The sequence below is a fragment of the Pseudomonas sp. Sample_21 genome (genome assembly GCF_004307525.1).
Taxonomy (GTDB): domain Bacteria; phylum Pseudomonadota; class Gammaproteobacteria; order Pseudomonadales; family Pseudomonadaceae; genus Aquipseudomonas; species Aquipseudomonas atacamensis.
In genome coordinates this window covers 1-3,075 of the sequence record NZ_RCNZ01000031.1, presented here as the reverse complement: position 1 = coordinate 3,075, position 3,075 = coordinate 1, and the positions used below count along the sequence as shown (strand labels likewise).

At 47.5% G+C, this 3,075-nt stretch carries 2 protein-coding genes and 1 pseudogene; all 3 read left to right on the top strand.

Annotated elements, in window-relative coordinates:
- Nucleotides 1–1,145 (top strand): annotated as a pseudogene (locus D8U71_RS28310) (DUF637 domain-containing protein); the annotation flags it as partial.
- Nucleotides 1,145–1,606 (top strand): hypothetical protein, encoded by a 462-nt coding sequence (locus tag D8U71_RS03035; RefSeq protein ID WP_016775045.1) that lies wholly within the window; start codon nt 1,145–1,147, stop codon nt 1,604–1,606. The pseudogene D8U71_RS28310 and the gene D8U71_RS03035, both read left to right, overlap by 1 nt.
- Nucleotides 1,607–1,832: 226 nt before the next feature.
- Nucleotides 1,833–2,564 (top strand): hypothetical protein, encoded by a 732-nt coding sequence (locus D8U71_RS03025; protein WP_177434005.1) that lies wholly within the window; start codon nt 1,833–1,835, stop codon nt 2,562–2,564.
- Nucleotides 2,565–3,075 lie beyond the last annotated feature (511 nt).

Sequence of the window (3,075 nt, the reverse complement as noted above, 5' to 3'; positions counted from 1 at the left end):
CGATCAAGTTCCCGGAAGGTGGCGTAGTAAAAGTTGTCGCGCATGCGCTGATGGGCGGTTTGATTTCCGAAGTAACTGGCGGGGATTTTGCTACCGGTGCGGCGGCTGCTGGGCTGAATGAAGCTGCGATGAATACGCTGGTGAAGTTCGCCGCTGGCAATGATCAGCTGCAGGTGATGTTGTCCCAACTCACGGGTGTTCTTGCAGCGGCCCTCGTTGATGGCAATTCACAGTTGGGAGCCAGCATCGCCGGGAGTGCCACGACTTATAACTATCTCTACCACCGTGAGGTGAAAGAGATGCTCGCTGAGATGGACAGCAAGACCACGGATAAGGAAAAGCTTGCTGTCAGGGATAAATATGAAGCGCTTGACAAGCAAAGAGAGTTAGAGCTGGACGAGTTTTGTAAAGGGGCACCTGATACCTGCCGTCAAATCTCCCACGATTTGGCCGACGATGACGAAAAGTTCTCGAAGCTGATAGCGACGCTACGAAGTGAAGGCAAAAGTGGAGAAGCCTATTGGGTAGGAGTTGTTCAGGGAGGGAATCTAAACTCCACTGGGTCAATAGCCTCCATCGTGAATTTACAGGAAGGTGGTTTCTTTGCAAAATTGGGTGCTGTCGCGATCCAGATGGGGGGTGGAATTTTTCCGGGTAGGGCAACCGGGAAAGGTACGACTGCCACAAAGGAAGCCGACGTAAAGGGTACGGGTGGTGTAAAAGGAAACGAAGCGTCCAAAGCACCGGTTCAAGAACTTGAGGTTGACTCCTATAAGAATCTCAAGTCAAGAGAAGTAGTTGCTGACGCGTTAGAGCACGACCACATCCCTTCCTTTGCTGCATTGCGTACGGCAAAAGAAGCTGAATTAGGTCGTCCCCTTACAGAGGTGGAGGCCAAATCGCTTTACCAAAACGCAACAGCCGTGGAGGTTCCTCGCGATGTCCACATTGCGGGTCCCACGTATGGGGGTAAAAATACCCGTGCACAGGTTCAACAGGACGCCATTGATCTGTGCGGCGCGGTGTGCCGTGATACAGACGCATTGCGAGAAAATTTACGCAATCGAGGTTATGATTCAAAAATTGTCGATGAGACAATTAAAAAAATAGTGGAAAGAAATCGAGAGATTGGGGTTATCAAATAATGAATACTTGGTCTGACTTTATTCACGCTCTCGGTCAAGATGAGAATGGATCAGTCATCACGGGTCTATGGCAACGTTTTGAAGAAAAGCCCGTCATTTCAGAGACTCCTGATGCCTATAATGATCCAGGCGGGAAAACAAAATATTACAAGTTTATAAAGTCTGGGATAGAGCTTGGGTTTCGTGCGGGACAATTAAATCACATTCATTTTTTTGTGCAGGAGGATGAAGGCTATTCACCGTATAACGAATATGTGCTTGATCGGGCTGCTCATGCTTGGACTGCCAAAAATGTCACTCAGGTATTGGGTACGGCAGACGCAGGAGCATCTGCTAAAGTTGATATGTTGATTGGTAAAGTCCGGCAGTGGTGCAAATATCAGTTTTCAACATACGATCTACGTATGGAGTTTTCAGAGGATGGTAAGTTGTGGAAGGTAACCCTGATTGCTAAGGGTTAAGTGAAGGAAAATTACGTTGAAACGGTATTGGAAGAGTGTGGATGAATGGGGGCAGGCCACGTTGAAAAAGTACTCCAAAACGTGGTCTGTCCGCATTTTCCCCCGACCATTCAGCAGCCTAGCCGAGTAATTCAAAGTGTCGACAAACGGGGCAACCCTCAGCCCGGAGCCATTTATGAGTTTGAGGTTCCCGCTTCAGGTGGCGGTACGCGGACAGTGAGAATTCGTGACGACACAGCGGGACATGATTGCGGGGAAGGTGATCCGCAAAATCGCGGGGCGCATTTTAACGACGAAGCGGGAAATTATTATCATTACTAAAATCAAAATTTTGGGAGAAAATGACGTATCTGATTCGAATCAGACAATCAATCTGAATGAGGGTAACGGAAAATGCAGATTAAAGTTGTCTGCAGCTAGTTTTATTGCGTCGAAGCCTCATGAGTCATTGGAAACAATATTCGACTTCATACATGAACGCGTTGTCGAAAATATGCCGGGATATGCAGCCTGGTTGCTTTTGGGTAACTCGGCTTGGCAGCCAGGCACGAGAATCGTCAAATATTTAGGGCTATGGGGTGGGTTCAAATCACGGGGGATTGAAGTTCCCCAAGGAAGTCATTCGATAGTGCATACCATGGAGCGCGATGGGAAGCTAAAGTTTTTTGGAGGTATTCGCCTATCGGATCTTTTAGATGGGACAATTCTGGAGGCGTTCTTGGCTGAGAGATGTTCTTATGTAGCCATTGTGCCTATAGATTTGGATATGGAAGAAGCCTTACTCATTGGCTGGTCTGGAAAGATTTCGGAAGATCTGATGCTCTTCGAATATGTGGCGGAGGGGAACGGACTGTTAATGGCAAAGATTGGTGAATTTGATGATCTTGATAGAGGAGTTGTCGCTGTCGGAAAACGACAAGTGCTGGATGATCTTTTATCAAACTTTGATAATTCGTAAAACCGAATTTCGCTATTTTTTCTCCTTCTGAGCTCCGCGCAGGTCGCCACGCTGATTGTCGATATCGTCTGAGAGATAAATGGGTGCAGACCACGTTGAATGCAAAAGCTGGGTACTCTTGGGGGGGAAGGGAACAGACCACGTATAGAAGGCACTCGAAAACATGGTCTGTCCCCGTTTCCTCAATACTCAACAGAGCAATAAATTCGGAAGCGAAATTTCGAACAAGGGTAAATAGGGACAGGCCACGTTTACAACGCACTCCAAAACGTGGTCTGTCCCCGTTTCCCCACGTATGGAAAACTACCAAGTGCAGCCGATCTTGAGTCGGTTGGCGTCAGGGTTATCCAGGATGGAGGTCTAGATGCTCGATTCTCGGGGCACACGTTCCTACGCACAGACGGTAGTAAGATTACTGATCTCCATAGTATGAAAACCATCGTTCTAGAGAAAATAAAATGATAGTTTCAGCGATGTTTGATTCCCTCGTCACATTTGACTGCGTATATGG

Coding starts and splice junctions, on each gene's coding strand:
- D8U71_RS03035 (WP_016775045.1), top strand. CDS start 1,145: ATGAATACTTGGTCTGACTTTATTCACGCTCTCGGTCAAGATGAGAAT.